At 67.4% G+C, this 25,099-nt stretch carries 20 protein-coding genes and 1 pseudogene; 10 read left to right on the top strand and 11 right to left on the bottom strand.

Annotated elements, in window-relative coordinates:
* Nucleotides 1-67: 67 nt before the first annotated feature.
* The gene (locus QXK92_RS06545) at nt 68-493 is read right to left on the bottom strand and encodes a PPOX class F420-dependent oxidoreductase (protein ID WP_306240856.1); all 426 of its coding nucleotides are present in this window, start codon (nt 491-493) and stop codon (nt 68-70) included.
* Nucleotides 494-546: 53 nt separating this feature from the next.
* Here QXK92_RS06545 and QXK92_RS06540 point away from each other — a divergent pair, with 53 nt between their 5' ends.
* From QXK92_RS06540 to ilvA, 4 genes are all read left to right on the top strand, one after another.
* On the top strand, nt 547-930 hold the full coding sequence (locus tag QXK92_RS06540) for a MerR family transcriptional regulator (protein ID WP_306240854.1): 384 nt from the start codon (nt 547-549) through the stop codon (nt 928-930).
* A 160-nt stretch (nt 931-1,090) separates the two neighbouring features.
* Entirely contained in the window at nt 1,091-2,914 is a 1,824-nt protein-coding gene (gene fadD11 / locus QXK92_RS06535) for a fatty acid--CoA ligase FadD11 (protein ID WP_306240853.1), read from the top strand.
* A gap of 9 nt (nt 2,915-2,923) precedes the next feature.
* The gene (locus QXK92_RS06530) at nt 2,924-4,801 is read left to right on the top strand and encodes a lysophospholipid acyltransferase (RefSeq protein ID WP_306240852.1); all 1,878 of its coding nucleotides are present in this window, start codon (nt 2,924-2,926) and stop codon (nt 4,799-4,801) included.
* A 40-nt stretch (nt 4,802-4,841) separates the two neighbouring features.
* Nucleotides 4,842-6,125, top strand: coding sequence for a threonine ammonia-lyase (ilvA, locus tag QXK92_RS06525; RefSeq protein WP_306240850.1), 1,284 nt, complete (start codon nt 4,842-4,844; stop codon nt 6,123-6,125).
* An 11-nt stretch (nt 6,126-6,136) separates the two neighbouring features.
* Here the strand turns inward: ilvA and QXK92_RS06520 are convergent, their stop codons facing one another.
* On the bottom strand, nt 6,137-6,781 hold the full coding sequence (locus QXK92_RS06520; RefSeq protein WP_306240849.1) for a pyridoxamine 5'-phosphate oxidase family protein: 645 nt from the start codon (nt 6,779-6,781) through the stop codon (nt 6,137-6,139).
* A 40-nt stretch (nt 6,782-6,821) separates the two neighbouring features.
* Between QXK92_RS06520 and QXK92_RS06515 the strand changes: the two genes are divergently transcribed.
* Nucleotides 6,822-8,150, top strand: a complete 1,329-nt coding sequence (locus QXK92_RS06515) for an aminotransferase class I/II-fold pyridoxal phosphate-dependent enzyme (RefSeq protein ID WP_306240848.1) — start codon at nt 6,822-6,824, stop codon at nt 8,148-8,150.
* 1 nt (nt 8,151) lies between these two features.
* Here the strand turns inward: QXK92_RS06515 and QXK92_RS06510 are convergent, their stop codons facing one another.
* Nucleotides 8,152-8,457 carry a DUF4190 domain-containing protein gene (locus QXK92_RS06510; RefSeq protein WP_306240846.1) on the bottom strand — a complete coding sequence of 102 codons (306 nt, stop codon included), beginning with the start codon at nt 8,455-8,457 and terminating at the stop codon, nt 8,152-8,154.
* 159 nt (nt 8,458-8,616) lie between these two features.
* Here QXK92_RS06510 and yaaA point away from each other — a divergent pair, with 159 nt between their 5' ends.
* The gene (yaaA, locus tag QXK92_RS06505) at nt 8,617-9,414 is read left to right on the top strand and encodes a peroxide stress protein YaaA (RefSeq protein WP_306240844.1); all 798 of its coding nucleotides are present in this window, start codon (nt 8,617-8,619) and stop codon (nt 9,412-9,414) included.
* Between the two features lie 117 nt (nt 9,415-9,531).
* On the opposite strand, the gene treZ is transcribed toward yaaA, so the two are convergent.
* The 6 genes and pseudogenes from treZ to QXK92_RS06475 all read right to left on the bottom strand — a co-directional run bounded on the left by treZ (nt 9,532) and on the right by QXK92_RS06475 (nt 19,671).
* Nucleotides 9,532-11,259 carry a malto-oligosyltrehalose trehalohydrolase gene (treZ, locus tag QXK92_RS06500; protein WP_306240843.1) on the bottom strand — a complete coding sequence of 576 codons (1,728 nt, stop codon included), beginning with the start codon at nt 11,257-11,259 and terminating at the stop codon, nt 9,532-9,534.
* Nucleotides 11,252-13,552, bottom strand: a complete 2,301-nt coding sequence (treY, locus tag QXK92_RS06495) for a malto-oligosyltrehalose synthase (RefSeq protein WP_306240842.1) — start codon at nt 13,550-13,552, stop codon at nt 11,252-11,254. The genes treZ and treY overlap by 8 nt, the downstream gene beginning before the upstream one ends.
* A gap of 3 nt (nt 13,553-13,555) precedes the next feature.
* Nucleotides 13,556-15,751 carry a glycogen debranching protein GlgX gene (glgX, locus tag QXK92_RS06490; protein ID WP_306240841.1) on the bottom strand — a complete coding sequence of 732 codons (2,196 nt, stop codon included), beginning with the start codon at nt 15,749-15,751 and terminating at the stop codon, nt 13,556-13,558.
* Nucleotides 15,752-15,790: 39 nt separating this feature from the next.
* A complete protein-coding gene (locus QXK92_RS06485; RefSeq protein ID WP_306240840.1) occupies nt 15,791-17,932 on the bottom strand; it encodes an acyltransferase family protein in 2,142 nt (713 codons plus the stop codon).
* Nucleotides 17,933-18,274: 342 nt separating this feature from the next.
* Nucleotides 18,275-18,943, bottom strand: a pseudogene (ripD, locus tag QXK92_RS06480) (NlpC/P60 family peptidoglycan-binding protein RipD); the annotation flags it as partial.
* A 326-nt stretch (nt 18,944-19,269) separates the two neighbouring features.
* A complete protein-coding gene (locus QXK92_RS06475) occupies nt 19,270-19,671 on the bottom strand; it encodes a hypothetical protein (RefSeq protein WP_306240839.1) in 402 nt (133 codons plus the stop codon).
* A gap of 61 nt (nt 19,672-19,732) precedes the next feature.
* Between QXK92_RS06475 and QXK92_RS06470 the strand changes: the two genes are divergently transcribed.
* From QXK92_RS06470 to QXK92_RS06455, 4 genes are read left to right on the top strand one after another with little or no spacing between them, the layout of a single operon-like run.
* Nucleotides 19,733-21,046, top strand: a complete 1,314-nt coding sequence (locus QXK92_RS06470; protein WP_306240838.1) for an adenosylmethionine--8-amino-7-oxononanoate transaminase — start codon at nt 19,733-19,735, stop codon at nt 21,044-21,046.
* Nucleotides 21,047-21,052: 6 nt separating this feature from the next.
* The gene (locus QXK92_RS06465) at nt 21,053-22,198 is read left to right on the top strand and encodes an 8-amino-7-oxononanoate synthase (RefSeq protein WP_306240837.1); all 1,146 of its coding nucleotides are present in this window, start codon (nt 21,053-21,055) and stop codon (nt 22,196-22,198) included.
* Nucleotides 22,195-22,869 carry a dethiobiotin synthase gene (gene bioD / locus QXK92_RS06460; RefSeq protein WP_306240836.1) on the top strand — a complete coding sequence of 225 codons (675 nt, stop codon included), beginning with the start codon at nt 22,195-22,197 and terminating at the stop codon, nt 22,867-22,869. The genes QXK92_RS06465 and bioD overlap by 4 nt, the downstream gene beginning before the upstream one ends.
* On the top strand, nt 22,869-23,387 hold the full coding sequence (locus QXK92_RS06455; RefSeq protein ID WP_306240835.1) for a 2'-5' RNA ligase family protein: 519 nt from the start codon (nt 22,869-22,871) through the stop codon (nt 23,385-23,387). Before bioD ends, QXK92_RS06455 begins: the two co-directional genes overlap by 1 nt.
* Here the strand turns inward: QXK92_RS06455 and QXK92_RS06450 are convergent.
* Together QXK92_RS06450 and QXK92_RS06445 are read right to left on the bottom strand one after the other, a co-directional pair.
* Nucleotides 23,384-24,721, bottom strand: coding sequence for a hypothetical protein (locus QXK92_RS06450; protein ID WP_306240834.1), 1,338 nt, complete (start codon nt 24,719-24,721; stop codon nt 23,384-23,386). The genes QXK92_RS06455 and QXK92_RS06450 overlap by 4 nt on opposite strands.
* Nucleotides 24,718-25,095 (bottom strand): hypothetical protein, encoded by a 378-nt coding sequence (locus tag QXK92_RS06445; protein ID WP_306240833.1) that lies wholly within the window; start codon nt 25,093-25,095, stop codon nt 24,718-24,720. Before QXK92_RS06445 ends, QXK92_RS06450 begins: the two co-directional genes overlap by 4 nt.
* Nucleotides 25,096-25,099 lie beyond the last annotated feature (4 nt).

The raw sequence follows: 25,099 nt of genomic DNA, 5'->3' as shown, positions 1-25,099 counted from the left end.
CGGCCAGCTTCACGTTCGGCGTCGAGTGTGCGGCTAGCTTCACGCTCGGTCCGGGGCTCTCGTCGGGCTACAGCTCAACCCGGACGATGGCGCTGTCAGGCCACACCTCGCGGTGCCGCGCCCGACGCAGCTTCTCACGCAGCCCGAGGTCGCGGTGCACATTCGTGACGCCCGGAATCTTCAGTAGCGGCACGATATTCCACTGCCAGCCATAGCGCTGGTGTAGCAGCCGATTGGCCCGCTGCGCGTCGGCCCCGGACAGCACTGTGGCGCGGCCGGGCGCCCAGTCCGTGGCGCCGCGGCCGCGGTAGTCGCAGGCGGCGAGTGCAACGTCGGGGCGTCGTGCCAGTCGCGTGGTTTTCGGCCCGATTTTGGTGCGGAAGACCACCGCGTCACCGTCGAATGCGAACCAGATCGGGGTGTCGGCAGCCGTGCCGTCGCGACGGAACGACCGCAGCATGGCGTACCGCGAGGTGTTCAGAAGTGAGTGCATAACCGACAGTCAACGACTTAGAGTTAACTCGAAGTCAAGCCCTGGAGGTCTCGATGCGCCTGACCATCGGAGAAGTGGCCCGCCAAGCCGGTATCGCGGCGACCACGTTGCGCTACTACGAACAGATCGGTTTGGTACCGCCACCGGCCCGCCAGGGCGGCCAGCGTCGTTACGACGGCTCGGTGCTGGCTCGGCTGGAGGTGATCCGGCTCTGCAAGTCCGCGGGATTCGCGCTGGAGGAGATCCAGCTGTTGTTCGCCGACGACGCACCCGGGCGCCCCGCCAGCCGTGCGCTCGCCGAGGCCAAACTCGCGCAGATCGACGCGCAGATGGCGTCATTGGCGCGCGCGCGGGAGGTCATCGAGTGGGGAATGCGCTGCACCTGTCCGTCCATCGACGACTGCAGCTGCGGAATCCACCACGCGCTGCCGGCGTGAGGGCGACGCCCGGCCGAGCGGCACAGCAGCGTCAGCTCGGCATTGAGCGATCCCCGATCCAAATGCGCACCGACGTCCGCCCGGTCCCGTGTTCCGTGGGCCACGAGTGCGGACGTAGGCTCAGCGGTGAGAAGCGATCTGCTGCCGAGGAGTGCGGAAGATGAGCCCGACCCAGCGTCCGCGCACCATGTGTGAGGCCTTCCAGCGTGCCGCGTTGGTCGACCCGGACGCCGTCGCCCTGCGCACTCCAGGCGGCACACAAGAACTGACGTGGCGCGACTACGCCGAACAGGTTCGCAAGGTCGCCGCCGGGCTGACCGGTCTGGGCGTTCGCCGTGGCGACACCGTGTCCCTGATGATGGCCAACCGCGTCGAGTTTTACCCACTCGAGGTCGGCGCCCAACACGTTGGGGCGACATCGTTTTCGGTCTACAACACCTTGCCCGCCGAGCAGCTGACCTATGTGTTCGGCAACGCCGGTACCCGGGTGGTGATGTGCGAAGAACAATATGTCGAGCGGATCCGGGCCAGCGGCGCACCGATCGAGCACCTCATCTGTATCGACGGCACACCCGAAGGTGCACTGTCCATAGCCGACCTTTATGCGGCCGCACCCGCGGACTTCGACTTCGAAGCAACCTGGCAGGCCGTGCAACCCGACGACGTCGTCACCCTCATCTACACCTCCGGCACCACCGGGAATCCGAAGGGCGTCGAAATGACGCACGCCAACTTGCTTTTCGAGGGATACGCGCTGGACGAGGTGCTGGGAGTGCAACGCGGCGACCGCATCACCTCGTTTCTGCCATCGGCCCACATCGCCGACCGGATGACCGGCGTGTACTCGCAAGAGATGTTCGGTACCCAGGTGACGGCGGTTGCGGACGTGCGCACCATCGCCGCGGTGCTGCCCGACGTGCAGCCCAACGTCTGGGGTGCGGTGCCCCGGGTATGGGAAAAGCTCAGGGCCGGAATCGAATTCGCGGTGAGTCAGGAAACCGACGACACCAGGCGGCAGGCCCTGCAGTGGGCGATGTCGGTCGCCGCCAAACGCGCGGCGGTCGAGCTGGCCGGCGACACCATGCCCGCGGACCTGGCAGCCGAATGGGCCACGGCCGATGAACTGGTGTTGTCCAAGCTGCGCGAGCGAATCGGTTTCGGCGAGCTGCGCTGGGCGGTGTCGGGCGCAGCCCCGATTCCCCGCGAAACACTCGCCTTTTTCATGGGTATCGGCATCCCGCTGTCTGAGGTGTGGGGTATGTCCGAGCTCAGCTGTGTGGCCACCGCATCTCACCCGCGTGACGCGAAGCTGGGCACCGTCGGCAAGTTGCTGCCCTCGCTGGAAGGCAGGGTCGCCGAGGACGGCGAGTATCTGGTCCGGGGGCCGCTGGTGATGAAGGGTTACCGCAAGGAACCGGAGAAGACCGCGGAAGCGATCGACGGAGAGGGCTGGTTACACACCGGCGACATCTTCGAGGTCGACGACGACGGTTATCTCCGGGTGGTGGACCGCAAGAAGGAACTGATCATCAATGCGGCCGGAAAGAACATGTCCCCGGCCAACATTGAGAACACCATCGTCGCCGCCTGCGGCATGATCGGTGTGATGATCGTGATCGGGGACGGGCGGCCGTACAACACCGCGCTGATGGTTTTCGATGCCGACTCGGTCGCCCCCTACGCCGCGCAGCGGGGGCTCGATCCCTCCCCGGAGGCACTGGCGTCGCATCCCGATGTGATCGCGGAGATCGCGGCGGGCGTTGCCGAGGGGAACGGCAAGTTGTCGCGGGTGGAGCAGATCAAACGGTTCCGCATCCTGCCGACCGTGTGGGAGCCCGGCGGTGACGAGATCACGCTGACCATGAAGCTCAAACGCAAACCGATCCACGCCAAGTACTCCGCCGAGATTGAGGAGCTGTACGTGAGTGAACCCGGACCGCACATCCACGAGCCCAGCGCCACACCGGCGCCGCAGCCGGCATAGGGAGGGGCGATGACGGCACGGGAGGTCGGTCGCAGCGGAGTGCGAAAGCTGCTGCAGCGCACCGGATTGGTCGACGAATCGACGACGGCCTTGGGCACCGATCCCGAAGCGGTGACCCAGCTGCTGGACGCCGACTGGTTCGGTGAGCGGCTGGAAGCGCTGGCCGCCGAACTCGGGCGCGATCCCGCCAGCGTGCGGGTGGAGGCCGCGGGATATCTGCGTGAGGTGGCTGCGTCGCTCGACGAGCGCGCGGTGCAGGCGTGGCGGGGTTTCAGCCGATGGCTGATGCGGGCCTACGACGTGCTCGTCGACGAGGACCAGATCGCGCAGTTGCGTTCGCTGGACCGCAAAGCGACACTGGCGTTCGCCTTCTCTCATCGGTCCTACCTGGACGGCATGCTGCTGCCCGAGGAGATCGCCGCCAACCGGCTCTCGTCGGCGTTCACCTTCGGCGGCGCCAACTTGAACTTCTTCCCGATGGGCGGCTTCGCCAAGCGCACCGGCACCATCTTCATTCGCCGTCAGACCAAGGACATTCCGGTCTACCGGTTCGTGCTGCGCGCCTACACCGCCCAGCTGGTGCAGAACCACACCAACCTGACCTGGTCGATCGAAGGCGGCCGCACCCGCACCGGCAAACTGCGGCCGCCGGTGTTCGGCATCCTGCGCTATCTCACCGACGCCGTCGACGAAATCGACGGTCCCGAAGTGTATTTGGTGCCGACATCAATCGTCTACGACCAGCTGCACGAAGTGGAGGCGATGACCACCGAGGCCTACGGGGCGACCAAGCGCCCGGAGGACCTGCGCTTCCTGGTGCGGCTGTCCCGTCAGCAAGGGGAGCGACTGGGCCGCGCCTATCTCGATTTCGGTGAGCCACTTCCGCTGCGCAAACGCCTGGAGGAATTAAGGGCCGACCCGTCGGGAACCGGCACGGTGGTCGAACGCATCGCGCTGGACGTCGAGCACCGCATCAACCGCGCCACCCCGGTGACGCCCACCGCGGTGGTGAGTCTGGCGTTGCTGGGTGCTGACCGGTCCTTGTCCATCAGCGAGGTCTTGGCCACGGTGAGCCCGCTGGCCAGCTACATCACCGCCCGCAATTGGGCGGTCGCCGGGGCCGCCGACCTGACGAACCGCTCGACGATCCGCTGGACCCTGCACCAGATGGTCAATTCAGGGGTGGTGAGTGTCTATGACGCCGGCACCGAGGCGGTGTGGGGAGTTGGCGCCGACCAGCATCTGGTCGCAGCGTTCTACCGCAACACCGCCATCCACATCCTGGTCGACCGCGCGATCGCCGAGCTGGCTCTGCTGGCGGCGTCGGAAACCGCGGAGAGCTCCGGGGACGGTTTCGTCTCTCCTGCGGCGGTGCGTGACGAAGCGCTGAGTCTGCGCGAGTTGCTGAAGTTCGAGTTCCTGTTCTCGGCGCGCGCGCAGTTCGAGGTCGAACTCGCCGACGAAGTCAAGCTGATCGGGCCGGTGGAGGACACGTCCAAGGAAGTCATCGCGGCCGATGTGCGGCGCCTGCTGGAAGACGCCGATCTGCTGCTGGCGCACCTGGTGCTGCGCCCCTTCCTGGACGCGTATCACATCGTCGCCGACCGGTTGGCCGCGCTCGAGGACGAGGCGCTGGACGAAGACGCGTTCCTCACCGAGTGCCTGGAAGTGGGCAAGCAGTGGGAGTTGCAGCGCCGGATCGCCAACGCCGAGTCGCGTTCGATGGAACTGTTCAAGACCGCGCTGCGGCTGGCGCACCATCGCGAGCTGGTCGACGGTGCCGATCAGGCCGACATCGCCAAGCGGCGGCGGGAGTTCGCCGACGAGATCGCGACGGCGTGTCGCCGGGTCAACGTGATCGCGGAACTGGCCCGTCGTCAGGAATAGGGGCGGCACGCGGCTCCTGGGGACATGGCACCATTGACCGGTGTCCGCCGAACTGAGCCAGAACCCTCGCGAGCTGCCGCTGTGCGCGGCTGACATCGACGGCGCGGCCAAGCGAATTGCTCCGGTGGTCACGCCGACGCCCCTGCAGTACAGCGACCGGTTGTCCGAGATCACCGGCGCCACCGTCTACCTCAAGCGCGAAGACCTGCAGGTAGTGCGCTCGTACAAGCTGCGTGGCGCCTACAACCTGCTGGTTCAGCTCTCCGAAGAGGAGCTGTCCGCCGGAGTCGTATGCTCCTCGGCCGGCAACCACGCGCAGGGGTTCGCATACGCCTGCCGCTCACTGGGTGTGCACGGCCGCATCTACGTGCCGGCCAAGACGCCCAAGCAGAAACGGGACCGGATCCGGTATCACGGGCGCGAGTTCATCGAACTGATCGTCGGCGGCTCAACGTACGACATGGCCGCCGCGGCCGCCCGCGAAGACGTCGCACGTACGGGCGCCACGCTGGTCCCGCCGTATGACGACCTGCGCACCATGGCCGGTCAGGGCACCATCGCCGTCGAGATCCTGGACGCCCTGGGCGACGAGCCGGACCTGGTCGTGGTGCCCGTCGGTGGCGGCGGGTGCATCGCCGGTATCACCAGCTACCTGGCCGAACGGACGTCGAAGACCGCGGTCCTGGGCATCGAGCCGGCCGGCGCCGCGGCGATGATGGCGGCACTGGCCGCCGGCGAGCCGGTGACCCTGGAGCACGTCGACCAGTTCGTCGACGGTGCCGCCGTGGCGCGCGCGGGAACGCTGACCTACGCCGCGCTGGCCGCCGCCGGAGACATGGTTTCGATCACCACGGTCGACGAGGGCGCGGTGTGCACCGCGATGCTGGACCTGTATCAGAACGAAGGCATCATCGCCGAGCCCGCCGGGGCGCTGTCGGTGGCCGGTCTGCTGGAGGCCGACGTCGCGCCCGGTTCCACCGTGGTGTGTCTGATCTCGGGCGGCAACAACGACGTGTCCCGCTACGGCGAGGTGCTCGAGCGATCCCTGGTTCACCTGGGTCTCAAGCACTACTTCCTGGTCGACTTCCCGCAGGAGCCGGGCGCGCTGCGGCGGTTCCTGGACGAGGTGCTGGGTCCCAATGACGACATCACGCTGTTCGAGTACGTCAAGCGCAACAACCGGGAGACCGGCGAGGCGCTGGTCGGGGTCCAGTTGGGTTCGGCCGCGGACCTCGATGGTCTGCTCGCCCGGATGAGGGCGACCGAGATTCACGTCGAAACGCTGCTTCCCGGGTCGCCGGCGTACCGCTACCTGCTGCTCTGACGCGCGGCGGTTTAGCGCAGATACGCAGGTAGCGGGGTAGCGGGGTCCAGATCGCCGTCGGCAATGGGCGATTCGGCCGTCACCCGCAACGGCACCACGCCGGCCCAGTACGGCAGCGTCAGATCTTCCTCGTCGTCGGACACCCCGCCTTCGCGGATTTTGGCCGAGACTTCCACCAGATCCAGTGCGAGCACCGCGGTCGCCGCGAGTTCGCGGGCGTTCGGCGGTCGGCAATCGTCGGCACGGCCCGCCTGGATGTGGTCGAGGACGGCGTGCAGCGCACGCCCCTTCTCGTCCGGGTCGTCGACGAGGCGCGCGGTCCCGACCGCGACCACCGAGCGGTAGTTCATCGAGTGGTGCATCGCTGCACGGGCCAGCACGAGTCCGTCCACCAGCGTGACGGTGACGCACACCGGCATGCCGGACAACCGAGTCGCCAGCATCGGTCCGCTGCCCGACGAGCCGTGAATGTAGAGGGTCTCGTCGATGCGGGTGTGGATGGTCGGCAGGACCACCGGCTGTCCGTCCCTGATGTATGCGAGGTGGCAGATCAGCGACTCATCGAGGATGCGGTGCACCGTCTCGCGGTCATAACGGGCCCGCTCCCGGTAGCGGGTCGGGGTGGTGCGTGGGGTCGGGTGAAAAGCCGTGTCCATCCGCTTGCCTTCGCTATTGTTCTAGTACATAATTAACACTGTGCCAGTACGATACACCATTTCCGGGACGGGTGCCGAGTCGATCGCCGCCAGCATCGAAGAGGGCATCTCAGAGGGCGCCCTCGCGCCCGGTGATGCGCTGCCGTCGATCCGGGAAGTGGCCGCCGAACTCGGGGTGAACGCCAACACCGTTGCCGCCGCATACCGGCTGCTGCGTGACCGCGGGGCCGTCGAGACCGCGGGCCGCCGTGGAACCCGGGTACGCAACCGGCCGGCGACCACGCCGCGGTCGCTGCTGGGGCTCGCGGTTCCCGACGGCGCACGCGACCTGTCGACCGGCAATCCGGACCCGGCGCTGCTGCCCATCGCCACCGCCAGGCTGGATCCGGCGAAGCAGGAGCGGCCGTTGTTGTACGGGCAGTCCGCGATGTCGGCCGAACTGGTCGATCGCGCCCGTGCGGATCTGGGCGGCGACGGGGTGCCGGCCGAGCATCTCGCGGTGACCAGTGGAGCACTCGACGGCATCGAGCGGGTGCTCAGTGCTCATCTGCGACCCGGTGACCGGGTGGCGGTGGAGGATCCGGGTTGGGCGAATATGCTTGATCTCGTTGCAGCACTTGGACTTTCGCCAGAACCCGTCCGAGTCGACGACGACGGGCCGGTGGTGCTCAGCATGGCGCGGGCGCTGCGCCGCGGCGTGAAGGCCGTCATCGTCACCACCCGTGCGCAGAACCCGACCGGCGCGGCCTTGTCGAAGGAGCGTGCCAAGGCGCTGCGCAGTCTGCTGGCCGCGAAGACCAGCGACGTGCTGGTCATCGAAGACGACCACTGCGCCAAGATCTCCGGCGTGCCGCTGCACGCCCTGGCCGGATGTACGCGCCGCTGGGCATTTGTCCGCTCGGTGTCCAAGGCATACGGTCCCGACCTGCGCCTGGCCGTGCTGGCCGGCGACCGGCGCACCATCGAGCGAGTGCACGGACGTCTGCGGCTGGGCCCGGGATGGGTGAGTCGGCTGCTGCAGGATCTCGCCGTTCGCATGTGGTCGGACGACGAGGCGACGACGCTGGTGCACGCTGCGCGGAAACAATACGCCGGCAACCGCACCGCGCTGTGTGAAGCACTGGCGGAGCGGGACGTTGCCGCTCACGGCCGATCCGGCCTCAACGTGTGGATTCCGGTGCCCGACGAGACGGTCGCCATCACCAGGCTGCTCAACGCGGGCTGGGCGGCGGCGCCGGGGACACGGTTCCGGATGGACACGCCGCCGGGCATGCGCATCACGATCGCCGACTTGACGGACGAGGAGATCGAACCGCTGGCGGATGCCATCGCGGAAGCCGTTCACGGCACCGGACCGGCGAGCGTGTGAGTTAGCTGGTGGTGAGCAGCCAGATGAAGACGAAGGTGTAGACGGCGAAGTGGATGACTGACAGCGCCAGGCCGGCGATCGCCACCGCGCGACTGGGGGCGTTGGCCTTGTCGGCCTGGTGCAGCGCGTGTACTCCGAACGGGATCGTGACCAGCCAGCAGGGGATGAAGAGAAACACGTACTGCAGGACGCCCAGGACGAGGCTCATCACGGCGAGGCCGCTGATCCGGGTGACGGCAGCGCGCTTGACGGTGGGGACCTTGACGGCGGGGGCGGGGGCTACCAACTGGGGGGCGATCGTCGTCATGGGAGATAGCGTCGCCCACGGCGCTTGAAGGATTCTTGGAGCCTGCTGATGCCGGCTGAGGCCGAGCAGACGCGAAATCGCGGTGGAGCTGACGCTCCACCGCGATTTCGCGTCTGCTCGCGGGGAGGGCGTGGCGGGCGCCGACTATCGTCTGCACCCGTGATCGTGCTGCTGCCCCCGTCGGAGACCAAGCGAGCGGGGGGCGACGGCCCACCCCTGCACATCGACAGCCTGGGTCACCCGGCGCTGAATCCATTACGGTCGGCGCTGGTGGCGGAGCTCGTCGAGCTGGCGGCGGACCCGGCGGCGAGTAGGGCGGCGCTGGGCGTCTCGCCGTCGCAGCTCGCCGAGATCGAGCGCAACGCAGCCCTGCGCGTGGCGCCGACGCTGCCGGCCATCCGCCGCTACACCGGGGTCCTCTACGACGCGCTGGACATCGATTCGCTGCGCGGCGCCCAGGCGAAGCGCGCGGGTGCCCGCTTGTTCATCGTGTCGGCATTGTTCGGGCTGCTTGCCGCCGACGATCAGGTGCCCGCCTATCGGCTCTCGGCGACGTCGAAACTGCCGGGCAAGCCCACTTTGGCCACCCGGTGGCGCCCGGTGCTGGAGCCGCTGCTTCGCGAGTTGGCCGCCGAGCACCTGATCGTCGATCTCCGTTCGGGGTCCTACGTTGCGCTGGGCAGGGCGCCTGAGGCCGTCGGGGTGAACGTGCTGGCCGAGTATCCCGATGGGCGGCGGGCGGTGGTGACCCATTTCAACAAGGCGCACAAAGGACGGCTGGCCCGTGTTCTGGCCGCGACCAGGGCCGAGCCCGACGACGCGGCGGCCGTCGCGGCCGTCGCCCGCAGAGCCGGCCTGCGGGTGGAGCGCAGCGGGAACGAGCTGACCGTCATCGTTCCCGCGGGGCCGGGTCAGCCAGCGAGCAGTCGCAAAATCGCCCAAATCGGGCGCGATTAGGGCGATTTTGCGACTGCTCGCGCGGGGACGCTACCGCAGGGACTGCTCGCGCGGGGACGCTACCGCAGGGACTGCTCGCGCGGGGACGCTACCGCAGGGACTGCTCGCGCGGGGACGCTACCGCAGGATGGCGACGGAATGCCCGGGAACCCGGGTGGCGTCCTTGCCGATCTCGGGGGCGTCCCAGGCGAGCACCAGCTCACCGCTGACGGGTATGGATACCGCCTCCTCGCCGAGGTTGCACGCGACCGTCAGGCCGCCGCGCCGCAGCACGATCCAGCGCTGATCCTCGTCGTAGTCGACGACCAGATGGTCGAGCCACGGGTCGGCGAAGTCGGGCTCGTTGTGCCGCAGGTTGATCAGATCGCGGTAGAACGCCAGGAGCCGGGTGTGCGCTCCCGATGCGATTTCACCCCAGTTCAGCTTCGACCGCTCGAACGTCTGCGGATCCTGGGGGTCGGGGATCTCATCGGCGTCCCACCCGTGTTCGGCGAACTCCGCTTTGCGTCCCTTGCGGGTAGCCTCGGCCAGTTCCGGCTCAGGATGCGAGCTGAAGAACTGGAACGGCGTGGATGCTCCCCACTCCTCACCCATGAAAAGCATTGCGGTGTAGGGAGATGCCAGCACCAGAGCGGCTTTGACGGCCAATTGTCCCGGCGTCAGGTTCTGCGACGGGCGGTCTCCGAGGGCGCGGTTGCCGACCTGGTCGTGGGTACAGGTGTAGGCCAGCAGTCGGGTCGCCGGGATGCCGGTGTCCTCGGTGGTGTCCAGCGGGCGACCGTGGCGGCGCCGCCGGAACGACGAGTAGGTGCCGGCGTGGAAGAAACCGTGGCGAAGCGTCTGGGCCAGCGTGGCGAGGGACCCGAAGTCGCCGTAATAGCCCTGCCGTTCGCCGGATACCGCGGTGTGGATGGCGTGGTGGATGTCGTCGGCCCACTGCGCGGTCAGGCCGTATCCGCCGCGTTCGCGTGCAGTGATCAGGCGCGGATCATTCAGGTCGCTCTCGGCGACCAGAGCCAGGGGGCGGCCCAACTGCCTTGACAGCCAGTCAGTTTCGGTGGCGAGCTCCTCGAGCAGGTGCACTGCGGTGAGGTCTACCAACGCGTGCACCGCGTCCAGCCGCAGACCGTCGGCGTGGAAGTCGCGCATCCACCGCAACGCACATCCGATGATGTACCGGCGCACCTCGTCGGAGTCGGCGTCGGCGATGTTGATGCCCTCGCCCCACGGATTGCTGGCCGACGACAGATATGGTGCGAACTTCGGCAGGTAGTTGCCCGACGGGCCGAGGTGGTTGAACACCGCGTCGATCAGCACGCCAAGGCCGCGGGCGTGACACGCGTCGACCAGTCTGACCAGGCCGTCGGGACCGCCATAGGGTTCGTGCACGCTGTACCACAGCACGCCGTCGTACCCCCAGCCGTGCGTACCGGCAAAAGAGTTCACCGGCATCAGCTCGACGAAGTCGACGCCGAGATCGACCAGGTAGTCGAGCTTTTCGATGGCGGAGTCGAAGGTACCCGCGGGCGTGAAAGTGCCGACGTGCAGTTCATAGATCACCGCGCCTTCGACCGACCGACCCGACCAGTCACTGTCGGTCCAGGCCGCGTTCGACGGGTCCCAGAGCTGGGAACGTTCGTGCACCCCGTCGGGCTGGCGGGCCGAGCGCGGGTCCGGCAGCACCCTGTCGTCGTCGTCGAGCAGGAAGCCGTAGCGGGCGTCCGCGGGCGCGTCGACGTCGGTGTGCCACCAGCCGTCGTCGGAGCGGACCATGTCGTGCACCGTGCCGTCGACGTCCAGTCGCACCAGCTCGGGTTTCGGTGCCCATACTTTGAATTCAGTCATCACGACGCTCCAGCAGCACCACGGGCAACTCACCGAACAATTGCGCGGCTGACGTCGGCCCGCTGGCCACCGCGCCCGTCAGTCGATCGGTCCACGACCCCTCCGGCAGCGGCACTACCGTGTCGCCCCAACCGGTGTCGGCCAGGGCCACCGTCCAGCGGGTCACCGCCACCAGAATGCCCGGACCACGGCGGAACGCCACGACATGATCGCGGGCCTGACCCGCGGCGAGCACCGGCACGTAATCGCCGTTCAGGAAACAGTCCGGCCGCGACCGCCGTAGCCGCAGTGCGGTGGTGACCACGCGAATCTTGGGGTGCTGCAATTCTTTCAGTGCGTTGCGCCGCGTCGTGTAGTCGACCTCGCGGCGATTGTCCGGATCGACCAGACTGTCATCCCACAGCTCGGTGCCCTGGTAAACATCCGGGATGCCGGGCACGGTCAGGGCCAACAGCTTCTGGCCCAGCGCGTCGCTGGCGGCATGCGGGTTGAGTTGCCCCACGAGTTTAGTCAGCTCGCCGGCCACCGGCCCGTCCAGCACGGTATCCAGCCAGCTGTGCACGGCGCCTTCGAAGTCGGAGTCCGGGTCATTCCACGACGTGTGCCAGGCGGCCTCTCGAATCGCCTTCTCGGCGTAGGCGTGCAGCCGCTCGCGCAGTTCGCCGGTGACTTCGCCGCTCACCGGCCAGACGCCGAAGATGTTCTGCCACAAGAACTGTCCGGTTGCGGGATCGGGGGAGGGGGCATGAGTCTCCCAGCGCCCGACGAACTCGGCCCACAGCGACGGCACCTGAGAGAGCACTCCGATCCGGGCCCGCACGTCCTCGCCGCGTTTGGTGTCGTGCGTGGTCAGCGTCGTCATCGCGGCCGGCCACAGCCGTGCGCGGGTGGCCGAACTCTGGTGGAACTCGGCGGCTCCGACTCCGAACCGGTGCGGTTCGCCGCCGACCTCGTTGAGCGACACCAACCGGGCGTCGCGGTAGAACAGGCAGTCTTCGACAGCCTTGGCCGTGACCGCGCCGCAGAGTTGCTGCAGGCGGGTGGCCGGCTCGCCGCCCCGGGCCAGTGCCGCTGCCAGCCCCGTCAGCGCGGGACCCAGATCCGGTTGCGCTGCTTGGGTTTCCGCCAGGGCAGTGGGCAGGATCGCCGACAAAGACTGGTAGTCGCACCGGTAGACGTCGATGTGGGTGAGCAGGGCGGCCACGGCGTCGGACAACCGCGGATCATCGGCACCTGCGCTCGCGACGATGCTGCGCCGCAACCTGGCCAGCTCACTGCCCAGGGTGTCGGTGGCGGCGCGGATCTTCAGTTGCGCCAACATATCCGGCATTGTACTGTAGTCCACGCCCGCGGACCCGACGAGTTCGGTGAGCGTGGTCTCGCCTGCCGGGTCGACGAAAAGCCCGCCGACCTCCCGCAGCACGTCATAGCCGGTGGTGCCGGCGACCGGCAGCGTGGGTTCCAGCGCCTCGTCGACGCCCAGGATCTTCTCGATGACGATCCAGGCGTCGGGTCCGACCGTCTCGCGCAGCCAGATCAAATAGCCTGCCGGATCTGCTAATCCGTCCGGATGGTCGATGCGCACCCCGTCGACGAGCCGCTCGCTGAACCAGCGGGCAACTTCGGCGTGGCTGGCGTCGAAGACGCTGCGGTCCTCCTGACGTAGACCGGCCAGCGAGGTGATCGAAAAGAATCGGCGGTATCCGACCACGCCGTTGCGCCATCCCACCAGCCGGTAGTGCTGGCGCTCGTGCACCTCGGGGCCGGGGCCGTCGCCGGTGCCCGGGGCGATGGGAAGCGCCAGGTCACCCAGTCGCAGCAGGTCGCCATCCACCGTCAGATCGGCCGCATCATCGTCAGAACCCAACAGCGGCAAAACGATTCGGCCCGCATCATCCAAGGTCCAGTCGATATCGAAGTACCCGGCGTAGTTGGATTCGCGCCCGTGCCGCAGCACATCCCACCACCAGGCGTTCTGATCCGGCTGGTCGATGCCCACATGGTTGGGCACAACGTCGATCACCAGGCCCATACCGCGTGCCTGCGCCGCTTCGGACAGCCGTGCCAGCCCTTCCGGGCCGCCGATTTCGGGCGACACCGTGGTCGGATCCGTGACGTCGTAACCGTGCGACGAGCCCTCGGTCGCGGTCAGGATCGGGGACAGGTAGACGTGGGACACCCCGAGTTCGTCGAGGTAATCCAGGAGCTTTTCAGCATCGCCAAGGGTGAACGCGAAGCCGCTGGACGCGCCGCGCAACTGCAACCGATAGGTTGCGGAGACCGGTAAAGGCATACGTCACAACGTCTTACGTAAAATGAGCACGGAGCGTCCGGGCAGTGCGACCTCGTCGCCCTCGTCGACCACCCGTTCGGTCACTCCGGTCGGGCTGGTGGTGTCCAGCTCCACTGTCCACTGCTGTGCATAGTCGCCGTGCGGCATGACAAATGTGACTTCCTGGTCGTGGGCGTTGAAACACAGCAGGAACGAGTCATCGACGATCCGTTCGCCACGGCGGTTCGGTTCGGGCAGGGCCTGGCCGTTGAGGAACACCGCGATGCTCTTGCCGAAATCGTTGTCCCAGTCCTGCTCTGTCATCTCCTGCCCGGCAGGCGTCAGCCAGGAAATGTCGTGGACTTCCGACTCGCCACTGCGGATGGGCCGGCCCTTGAGGAAGCGGCGGCGGCGAAACACCGGATGCTTCTTGCGCAGCCGCGTTACCTTGCGCGCGAAGGTCAGCTGATCGGCGTTCTTCTCGATTAACGACCAATCCATCCAGGACAACTCGGAGTCCTGGCAGTAGACGTTGTTGTTGCCGAACTGGGTGCGCCCGATCTCGTCGCCGTGGGAGATCATCGGGGTGCCCTGACTGACCATCAACGTCGCCCAGAAGTTGCGCATCTGTTGGCAACGCAGCGCGACGACGTCGGGATCGTCGGTAGGTCCTTCCACGCCGCAGTTCCAGGACCGGTTGTGGCTCTCACCGTCGCGGTTGTCTTCACCGTTGGCGGCATTGTGTTTTTCGTTGTAGGACACCAGATCCTGCAGGGTGAAACCGTCATGGGCGGTGACGAAGTTGATGCTCGCGCCGGGCCGCCGGCCGGTCGCTTCGTACAGGTCCGACGACCCGGTCAGCCGGGAAGCGAACTCGCCGAGGGTTGCGGGCTCACCCCGCCAGTAGTCGCGCACAGTGTCGCGGTATTTCCCGTTCCACTCGGTCCACAAACCTGGGAAATTCCCGACCTGGTAACCACCTTCGCCGACGTCCCACGGTTCGGCGATCAACTTGACCTGGCTGACCACCGGGTCCTGCTGCACCAGGTCGAAAAACGCTGACAGCCGGTCGACGTCGTAGAACTCGCGGGCCAGGGTGGCGGCCAGGTCGAACCGGAAGCCGTCGACGTGCATTTCCAGCACCCAGTAGCGCAGCGAGTCCATGATGAGCTGCAGGGTGTGCGGGTGCCGCACGTTGAGGCTGTTGCCGGTGCCGGTGAAGTCCTTGTAGTGGCGAAGGTCACCGTCGACCAGGCGGTAGTAGGCGGCGTTGTCGATGCCGCGGAAGTTGATCGTCGGGCCTAAATGGTTTCCCTCGGCGGTGTGGTTGTAGACGACGTCGAGGATCACCTCGATGCCGGCCTCGTGGAAAGTGCGCACCATCGACTTGAACTCGGCTACCGCACCACCCGGTTTGCGCGTCGCCGCATATTGATAGTGCGGAGCCAGAAAGCCGAAGGTGTTGTACCCCCAGTAATTTCGCAAACCCAGGTCGAGCAGCCGGTGGTCGTGCATGAACTGGTGGACCGGCATCAGCTCGATGGCGGTGACATTGAGCGATTTGAGGTGGTCGATGATCGCCGGATGCGCCAGCCCGGCATACGTGCCGCGCAGTTCGTGTGGGATACCCGGATGAGTCTGGGTCATGCCCTTGACGTGCGCCTCGTAGATGATCGTTTCGTGATACGGCGTGCAGGGCGCCCGATCAGAGGCCCAGTCGAAGAACGGGTTGATCACGACGCTGGTCATGGTGTGGCCCAGCGAGTCGACCATCGGGGGAGTACCGGTTTCGGACGGGTCCTCGGCCGCCACCTCCAGGTCGTAGGAAAACAGCGCCTGAGTGAAATCGAAGTCGCCCACGAAGGATTTGCCGTACGGGTCGAGCAGCAGCTTGCTCGGATCGCAGCGGTGACCCGCCGCCGGATCGAACGGTCCGTGCACGCGAAACCCGTACCGCTGCCCAGGGGTAACGGTCGGCAGATAGCAGTGCCAGAGATAGCCGTCGACTTCGTCGAGATTGATCCGGGTTTCGCTCCCGTCGCGCGCGATCAAGCACAGCTCGACCTTCTCGGCGACTTCGGAGAACAACGAGAAGTTGGTGCCGGCGCCGTCATAAGTGGCTCCCAAGGGAAATGGCGCCCCGGGCCATACCGTCGCCAGTTCGGGTGAGGCGTCCGCGCCGTCATATGCACCCTGGTTCCCGCGCTCCGTCGACGACATCACCAAACCTTATCCGTGTCGGCCGCCCTTGGTCGCGTGTCACCACCAACCGGTGATCGCCGCGATCTGCCGTCCCAGTTCCGGTGCCAGCGTCCGCATGTAGGTGGGCGTCAGGTGGTGCGGATCCCGGTAGATCAGCACGTTTCCCTCGACGGCGCGGCACGTATCGGGCCGGCAGATCGCGTCTGACAGGTCGATCGGCTTGAGCAGCGGGAACTGAGCGACGAAGTCCAGCGTGCCGTTGTGATCGGACAGCAACTCGGAGCGCTTCACTCCGCAGGACTCCGCATTGCCGGCCTTGGCCAGGCAGTCGGCGGGGTTGAACGGTTGACCGTCCTTGACCAGCCAGGGTGTGTCACGCACGCCCAGGATCGGAATGTTGTTGTCGGACAACGTTTGCCAGATGCCGATGTAGGTGGCGGGCATCACGTCGCCGGCCCTGATGTTCCAGGGCCGGGTCGAGGTGGTGAAGACGTAGTCGGGGCGGTCGGTGACCAGCTTGGCCATCGTCGTCTCCACCCACTGCCGGCACTGGGGGTAGGGCGCATTGTTGCCCATGATCAGCGGGACCTGCTCGGTGGACAACGCGCAGCCCATTTTGAGGTAGGTCACCACCTTGAAGTGGTGCAGCCGGCCCAGCAGATCCAGCGCGGGCAGCCAGTGCTCGGCGTGTGACCCGCCTGCCAGGGCAATGGTTCGCGGAGCATCGGTGTCGCCGTAGGTGCAGTTGACCACCGTCGGGTTGACGAAGTCGCTGATGCACCCGTCCCGGGTGGAGGCGGGCAGGTCTTCCTTGACTTCGAGCACCGTGGGCCGCATCCGCAGTTTCGGTACCCGCACGTGGTTGACCAGTGCCCGCGCGCCCGGGTAGTCGGCGGAGCTGAGTCCACTGAGCTCTTTGCCGCCGGCGCGCTCGGCGACGAGGTGTTCGCGCCAGGTGAATGACGTCGCGGTCAGGGTGACACCGAGCAGCGCCACCACTGATCCCAGCGCGATCGTCGGCCGGCGCCACCGCAGCCGCCAGGGCACCGGCGCGGACGGTGCCGCGGCTGCCCGGTAGCGCAACGGGTCCTCGACGTGGCGGGTGGTGAGGTATGCCAACACCCCCGCTACCAGCAGCACGCCCATCCCCTCGAGGAAGTTGGCCTGGCGGTGACCGGTGTAGGAGAGCCAGAAGATCAGCAGCGGCCAGTGCCACAGGTACAGCGAGTAGGCCATCGCGCCCAGTGTCACCAGGGGTCCGACCGCCAGTACCCGGTTGGGCAGGGGCATCCGGCCGCGGGTGGCAGGCTCGCCGGCCATGTTGGCTCCCGCCATGATCATCAGCATCGCGGCGCCGACCGGTACCAGGGCCCACGGTCCAGGAAATTCCTTGACACCGTCGATCAGGGCACCGCACGACAGGATCGCCGCCAGTGCCACCGTGGCGGTCGCCGTCCGTAGCCACATGGGCCAGCGGATGTAGGGGACCACCGCGCCCACCAGCGCTCCCAGCAACAGTTCCCAGGCCCGGGCGAAGCTGTTGTAGTACGCGGTCGCCTGATAGGCCTGGTGGGCGATGATCGCGTACACGAACGACGCCACCGTCAGCGTGCTGAGCAGCACCACGAAAACCGTGCGCAAATGCCTGCCCAGCGGCCGGCCCAAATAGGCGACGGCCGCGACCAGCGCCAAAAATGCCACGTAGAACTGGCCCTGCACCGACATGGACCAGATGTGCTGCAACGGACTGACCGCCTCGCCGGCGCGCAGGTAGTCCGCCGCCGAGTGGGCCAGTTCCCAGTTCTGGTAGTAGCCGAGACTGGCCAGGCTCTGGTCGGCGAACGCCTCCCACCGGGTCTCCGGCTGGATCAGAACGGTCAGCAGCGCGCACCCCGCCAGCACCACGACCAGCGCCGGCAACAACCGTCGGATCAGGCGGACCACCTCGGTAGCCGGAGACAGCTTCCCGCCCAACCCGGCCCGCAGCACCTTGCCGCCGAAGAAGAATCCGGACAGGGCCAGGAACACGTCCACCCCGCCGGACACCCGGCCGAACCAGATGTGGAACACGGCGACCAGAGCGATCGCGATGCCGCGCAGACCGTCGAGATCGTGCCGGTAGAAGCCGGACGAGCGCGTGCCCATGCCCGCGGCCTGCGTGGTGGCAGCCGGGATCGGAGGAGGCGGCGGTGTCGGCATGATCACCGCTAACTTACCGAAAACCGCCGCCCGCTCCGTGCGGAGCAAGCGGCGGCTTGGGGGAAAACCTGGGAACCCGGTCGGTCAGCGCGGGGCGGTGGCTCCCGGGGCCGGTTGCGCCGGCATCAGCTGCAGCGGCGGCTGTGGCGTGGGAACCAGTGGATTCGGCGGCTGGGGGATCACCTGCTGCAACGGTGCCTGCGGGAGGGCCTGCTGCTGCAGCGGCGCCTGCTGAACGGGAGCTTGCTGACTGGGGATCGTCTGGACCGGGGCCTGTTGGCCGGGGATCGTCTGGGCCGGAGCTTGCTGGCCGGGGATCGTCTGGGCCGGAGCTTGCTGACCGGGCACGGTCTGGGCCGGAGCCTGCTGGCCGGGCACGGTCTGGGCCGGAGCCTGTTGACCGGGCACGGTCTGAGCTGGAGCCTGTTGGCCGGGGATCGTCTGGGCCGGAGCCTGCTGACCGGGCACCGTCTGCGCCGGCGCCGGCTGCACCGGTCCGGTCTGCAACGAATTCGTCCCCAGGATCCGGACCAGGTACGGCGCCATACCGCTGGCGCGCACCGGCGAGACCTGCACGACGTCACCGACCTCGAGCATCTGCCCGTTGCCCAGGTACATCGCGACGCTCTGGGTGCCTTCGGGGCCGTAGAAGATCAGATCAGCCTTGCGGGCCTGCTGGGGAAGGACTTTCTCACCGACCCGGTACATCTGACCCGAGGAACGCGGCAGCTTGAGCCCGGCGCCGGCATAGGCGTACTGGATCAGGCCCGAGGCGTCGAACCCGACGGTGTTGATGCCCGAACCGGTGCCTCGGGTGGGTCCGGTGACACCGCCGCCGGCCCACGAGAACGGCACGCCGCGCTGCGAGAGTCCGCGCGCGATCACCGTGTCGGCGAGCTGCTGGTAGTCGTTGGACCGGGTGTAAGGATCTGCGGACGCTATCCCCGCGGCAGTCACCATTGGCGCCACGAACATCAGCAGCCCGATCGCGAAGGCGTAGACGCGTTTCATTTCGTTCCCTCGTTTCCTGGGGCCGGGTGGCCCCTCTGTGCCTCAGCGCGGTGACCGCGCGCATCCGCCGGCGTTCAGGAGCGATGGGCCGCCTCTTCGGGGCCGAGCGCCGCTGTACCTGATGGCGTGACCGACCCCGTTAGCCCGAGTCCAAATCACACCAGTCACTACAGACACTTTGACAACAGAGATAAGTGACCGCCAGAGTGGCGAAACATTATTTGTAGGAACGTGACCCGACGGTGATGGAGAGGGTCAATCTTGTGATGGCAGTTGTGATTTCGGTCTCAAAGACGTTGCCGCCACGTGATGTCTCTAAAACGCGTTCAGCGCCCGAACGTGTTGCTGAAATCCGTCAGGGCGTGGCCCAGCACCGAGGCCAGGCTGAGCACGCCGACCGCGACGATCGGCCAGAAGGACATGAACCAGCCCTTGACCAGTGACACGAATGGACCCACCAGGGCGGCGGTCCCGGCGGCGCCGATACCGCCCCACACCAAGGGGTAGATGTAGTAGTTCACCCCGAACGGCACCATCGGGCAGTCGTCACCCTGGCAGACGTTGTCGGTGAAGGCGAACAACCGGGTCGGCCAGGTCGTCATGGTGACCGCGGCGATCAGCAACCCCAGCAGCACAAACATGGTGATGACGTCCCACGGAACCAGGCGGAGCCGGATGACCCGGCGCTGATCCTGGTCCGGGTCGCGGGACTGTTCCGGTGCTGCCATGCCCTGCATGCTTCCCGATGAACGGGTTTTCTGCGACCGCAACCGACTAAGGTCGGCTTTCGTGGCAGCGGCCGGACAATCACCAACCCGATTGACGCCCGCGCAGATCAGCGCGATCGATGCCGCACATCTCTGGCATCCATACAGCACGATCGGCAGGGAAGCGATACCGCCGGTGGTGGCCGTCGCTGCGCGTGGCGCCTGGCTGACACTGGTCCGCGACGGTCGCCCGGTCGAGGTGCTGGACGCGATGAGCTCCTGGTGGACCGCCATTCACGGCCACGGGCACCCGACCCTGGATGCGGCGATGATCGCCCAGCTGAACACCATGAACCACGTCATGTTCGGTGGTCTGACCCACGAACCGGCCGCCCGGCTGGCCCAACTGCTGGTGCAGATCACCCCGCCGGGCCTGGAGACCGTGTTCTTCAGCGACTCCGGTTCGGTGTCGGTGGAGGTCGCGGTGAAGATGGCGTTGCAGTACTGGCGCAGCCTGGACCAACCGGCCAAGCATCGCCTGATGACCTGGCGAGGCGGCTACCACGGCGACACGTTCACGCCGATGAGCGTCTGCGACCCCGAAGGAGGCATGCACTCGCTGTGGTCCGACGTGCTGGTGCCCCAGGTGTTCGCCCCGCAGGTGCCGCGGGACTACGACCCCGCCTACAGTGCGGCGTTCGAAGCCCAGGTGGCCGACCATGCCGCCGAGTTGGCAGCCGTCATCGTCGAACCCGTGGTGCAGGGAGCCGGCGGGATGCGATTTCACGACCCGCGGTACCTGTCCGACCTGCGCGAGATCTGCCGTCGCCAGCGGGTGCTGCTGATCTTCGATGAGATCGCCACCGGCTTTGGGCGCACCGGCGAGCTGTTCGCCGCCGACCACGCCGGCGTCAGCCCGGACATCATGTGCGTCGGCAAGGCCCTCACCGGCGGATATCTGAGCCTGGCCGCGACCCTGTGCACCACCGACATCGCCCACACCATCAGCGCCGGTAGCGCGGGAGCGCTGATGCACGGGCCGACGTTCATGGCCAATCCGCTGGCGTGCGCGGTTTCGGTGGCCAGTGTCGAGGTTCTGCTGAGTCAGGACTGGCGATCCCGGGTCACCGAGATCGCTGCCGGACTGAGCGCCGGGCTGGCACCGGCCCGCGCGCTGCCGGGGGTCACCGACGTGCGGGTGTGCGGCGGCATCGGCGTCATCGAATGCGACCGCGCGGTTGATTTGGCGGTTGCCACGCCCATGGCGCTGGACTGCGGTGTGTGGCTGCGCCCGTTCCGCAACCTGGTTTACGCAATGCCCCCGTATGTCTGCACACCCGACGAGATCGCTCAGATCACCTCGGCGATGGTGCAGGTTGCCCGGCTCGTAGTCTGATCAGCGATGAAGTCAACCGAGACGTCCCCGCTGGCCTGGCTGGAAGCGGTGGAGATCCAGCGCCGTCAGGCCGGTCTGCGCCGATCCCTGCGGCCTCGTCCGCCGGTGAGCACCGAACTCGACCTGGCCTCGAATGACTACCTGGGCTTGTCTCAGCATCCCGACGTCATCGAAGGCGGCGTCCAGGCGCTGCGGGTGTGGGGTGCCGGGGCCACGGGTTCCCGGCTGGTCACCGGCGACACCGAACTGCACGCGCAGTTCGAGGCCGAACTCGCCGAGTATGTCGGTGCCGCCGCCGGGCTGGTTTTCTCCTCGGGTTACACCGCCAACCTGGGTGCGGTGGTCAGCCTGTCCGGTCCGGGCTCGTTGCTGGTGTCCGATGCCTACTCGCACGCATCCCTGGTCGACGCCTGCCGGCTGTCCCGGGCTCGGGTGGTGGTGACGCCCAATCGCGATGTCGGCGCGGTGGAGTCGGCTTTGGCCGCCCGCGACGAAGAGCGCGCCGTGGTCGTCACCGACTCGGTGTTCAGCGCCGACGGCTCATTGGCGCCGCTGCGCGAACTGCACGACGTGTGCCGGCGACACCGCGCGCTGCTGATCGTCGACGAGGCTCATGGACTCGGCGTGCGGGGCGGCGGCCGCGGCCTGCTGTACGAGGCTGGGCTGGCCGGAGCGCCCGACGTGGTGGTCACCACCACCCTGTCGAAGGCGCTCGGGAGTCAGGGCGGGGTGGTACTCGGCCCGGCCGAGGTGCGCGCCCACCTGATCGACGCGGCACGACCATTCATCTTCGACACCGGCCTGGCGCCCGCCGCGGTGGGCGCCGCACTGGCGGCGCTGCGTCTGCTCATTTCCGAGCCGTGGCGGCCGGCGGCGGTACTCAGCCATGCCGACACGCTGGCCCAGGCGTGTGGTGTCGCCGAGGTTCCGCAGTCGGCGGTCGTGTCGGTCATCCTGGGTGATCCCGAGGTCGCGCTGGCCGCGGCCACGGCATGCCTGGAGGCGGGCGTCAAGGTGGGTTGCTTCCGGCCGCCGACCGTACCCGCCGGGACCTCCCGCCTTCGCCTGACCGCGCGGGCCTCGCTGAGCGCCGACGAACTCGACCTGGCCCGGCGGGTGTTCGCCGACGTGCTGTCCGGCGCCCGCCGTTGACGGTCCTGGTTGTCACCGGCACCGACACCGGCGTCGGGAAGACGGTCGCCACCGCCGCGCTGGCGTCCTGCGCCCGTCAACTGGGCGTCGATGTGGCTGTTTGCAAGCCCGCCCAGACCGGCACCGCCGATGGCGACGACGACCTGGCCGAGGTGCGGCGACTGGCCGGTGTGACCGAACTCGCGGGCTTGGCGCGCTTCCCGCTACCCATGTCTCCGGCGGCGGCGGCCGAGCAGGCCGGGATGTCGCTGCCGGCTCGCGACGAGATGGTGGAACTGATCCGCGGCATGGACCGACCGGGCCGGTTGACCTTGGTAGAGGGTGCCGGTGGATTACTGGTGGAACTCGCCGCCGGCGGCGTCACACTGCGTGATCTCGCGGCGGACCTCGAGGCCCCCGTGCTCGTCGTGACCAGAGCCGGTCTGGGGACCCTCAACCACACCGCGCTGACGCTGGAAGCGCTTGCAACACATGAACTTTCGTGTGCCGGATTGGTGATCGGCAGTTGGCCGGCGCAACCCGGAGCGGTGGAGCGTTCGAACCGCCTGGAGTTGAACCGACTGGCGCCGGTGCGCGCCGCGCTGCCAGAGGGCGCCGGCACGGCCGCCGGCTTTGCGGCGATGAGTGCGGCCGCGTTCGACGGCGACTGGGTGAGGTCGGTGGTGTCCTGATGGCGCATTCGATCGAGCTGCTCTTCGACTCTGACACCGAGGCCGAGTTGCGTCGGATGTGGGACGACGTCGGCGCGTTGAAGAAGGCGGGGCTGCCCATCCGCGTCCCGCCCGGCCGTCCGCACGTGACGGTTGCGGTCGCCCAGCGCATCGACCCGGCCGTCGACGAATTGCTGGTTCCGGTGGCGCGGCAGTTGCCGTTGCGCTGCACCATCGGCGCACCGGTGTTGTTCGGCCGGGCCAACGTCGTGTTCACCCGGCTGATCGTGCCGTCACGAGAGTTGCTGGATCTGCACGCCGAGGTACATCGGCTGTGCGGCCCACATCTGATCCCCGAGCCGATGGCGAACAGCCTGCCGGGGCAGTGGACGGCACATGTGACCCTGGCCCGGCGCATGGACGCCGCGCATCTCGGTTCGGCACTGGCCGTTGCGGGCCGGCCGGCGCAGTTCGAGGGCCGCTTCGCCGGACTCCGCCGCTGGGACGGTGACGAGCGCGTCGAATTCAGTCTCGGCTAACCGCCGAACAACAGATATAAGCCCATGAAGGTGTAGCCGACCATCACCAGCATCATGGTGAGCTGCCCGGTCAGCTGATGTGCCGATGGCAGCAACCGCAAAGCCTTGTCGTGCGCGGCTATGACCGCCACGATGTGCCCGGTAACTACGCAGGTCACTTTGATGGTGGACAGCACGGCGGGGTGCATCGACAGGATGTAGGCGACCTGCCAGTCACGGCTGAGCGGGTCGGCCAGCGCGATCACGGCCTGCTGGCCACGCTCCACCAGGTATGTGAGGTAGTGCGCGAAAATGTAGCCGACCACGATGGGGATCAGCGAGTGCGCCATCTGGCCGGGCAACGCCCGACGCTGCTCGGCATCCACTCCGCCGGTGGCCCGAGCTGCAAGCGAAAATGTCAGTGCTACAACGGAAATGAAGACGATCAGGCCGGCGGTGCGCAGCGCCGACGACGTCAGCGTCTCCGGCACCCCGGATGCCTCCCGTGCCACCCCGTCGGAGAAGTTGCGCCATGTCGGCGATGCGGAGAAGCTGTCGAACGCCGTGGAGCCCAGCAGCACCGCCAGTACCACCACGACGCCCGGCCGCACCGGCAGCGACGGCAGATGGTCGAACGGGTTGCCGACGACGATCTTTCCGGTGCCGGCATCACGCCGAAAAGGCGACAACCGGGACACCGCCATGCTGTAGACGCCGAACGGGTCGGCCCGGGCCAGCCAGCGCTGACCGCATAGCCAGGCGCCCACCAGGAGAACGACGGTGTAAACCAGCAACCAGATCTTCACGGCGAACACCGACGCCGAGTCGGGGCTGGCCAACTCCATCCAGACAAACGCGAACAGCCCCAGCGCGGCAGGACGGTAACCCCAGCTCTCCGGATAGGCGAACCGCGCCCGTCCCAGCCGCTCCGGCAGGCACCGCCGCAGCATGACGTACACCGTGCGGACCGGCGAGACCATCCGCCATACCGGCCCGAAAACCAATGAGAGAGCCACCAACCCGACCCATAGCACAACGTAGAACGCCCCGAGGAGACCGTTGGCCTGCGTCTGCGGGCCGAACAGCCCGGCCAGCAGCACCCACACTGCCAACAGCAACGCCAGTGCCGCCACCGTCCAGCGGGTGACACGGGCATCGACCAAGCGGGTGACCGCGTCGGGCAGGGCGTGTCCCGGCTTGGCCGGATCGAACCGGGGCTTCTTCCACGCCAGGGCAACCAGTGCGAATGTGAACGTCAGGGCCCACGCCGCACCGATCAACGCGAAGGTGTAGGGGACCGGAAGATCGTTCGACCCGCCGAGGCCATGCGCCAGCACCGCCCCGGCGGTGGTCACGGCTGGATCTGGATGGTGGCGATAGTGCGCTTGAGGTGGTGCAGCTCGACGTCGACATTGCCGGGCACGTCGACGGAGAACTGGAATGTTTGGTTGGGCGCCGCCGCGATCTCGAACTTGTGGTCGGGCACCGAATGAACATGCAGCTCGTCGGTGACGTCGCTGGTGATCTTCAGCGTGATCTGTTCTTTCACCCTGGCTTGCAGCGTGGCGTTGGTCGGGTTCACCTGTCCGTTGGCGATGGTGACCTCGATCGTCAGGCCCGGACCCACCGCACCACTGGTCTGATGGTCACGGTGCGAACTGCCACCGCAGCCGACCAGCGCGCAGGCCACCACGGCTGCCCAGGCAGCGGCGAAGATGCGTGCCGTCATCAAC

The organism is Mycobacterium sp. TY815, assembly GCF_030755135.1.
GTDB lineage: Bacteria > Actinomycetota > Actinomycetes > Mycobacteriales > Mycobacteriaceae > Mycobacterium.
This window is presented reverse-complemented; position numbering and strand designations above follow the sequence as displayed.